General features: G+C 38.2%; 1 protein-coding gene. It reads left to right on the top strand.

Translation table 11 applies throughout. From position 1 onward, the window contains the following. Positions 1-43 precede the first annotated feature (43 nt). Positions 44-541, top strand: coding sequence for a hypothetical protein (locus IQR33_RS02000; protein ID WP_025634132.1), 498 nt, complete (start codon positions 44-46; stop codon positions 539-541). Positions 542-555: the final 14 nt, after the last annotated feature.

Here is a 555-nt window from a genome sequence, read left to right as displayed (position 1 = left end):
ACCAAACTATAATATATTATAGACTAAGCTTAAGGTATGCCCTATGAACCTACTTCTTGCTATCTTCTTTGGAATTCTTCGTACTCCGGCTCTACTTTTTTATGTAACTACAGGAGTCGTTCACTACGTAATGGGCAAGCTCGTAAGGACGGTCCTAATCCCTTTATCATACGTAACAGAGAAACTCCTTAAACCCAATCACTATCTAATCGGCCTTGGTGGCCTTCTAATACTATACAAAGGATATGAGTATCTACGTGCTATAGCAGTTTCAATTGCTGATACAGAAGTGTTTCTATATATGCCCGTTTGGTTACTAAGTTATCTTGAGTTTAGTGATGTACCATTTGATAGGCTAGGCTTGCCGGGTGCACAAAGACCACTTACAGAATCAATGTTAGATTTCGAGCAGGTATTGTTTGGTAAATTCGATGTAATTGATTTGTACTTGGTCTGGTGGTGGTTCTTTTTAGGGAGTCAACTAGGGCTTTACATCTACTATGCTGTAAACAGGCTTTTGAAGACAATGAACCTCGATTAAGACAATAAAAAAAA

It is taken from the genome of Vibrio sp. OPT46 (assembly GCF_015163535.1).
Taxonomy (GTDB): Bacteria; Pseudomonadota; Gammaproteobacteria; order Enterobacterales; family Vibrionaceae; genus Vibrio; species Vibrio alginolyticus.
This window is presented reverse-complemented; position numbering and strand designations above follow the sequence as displayed.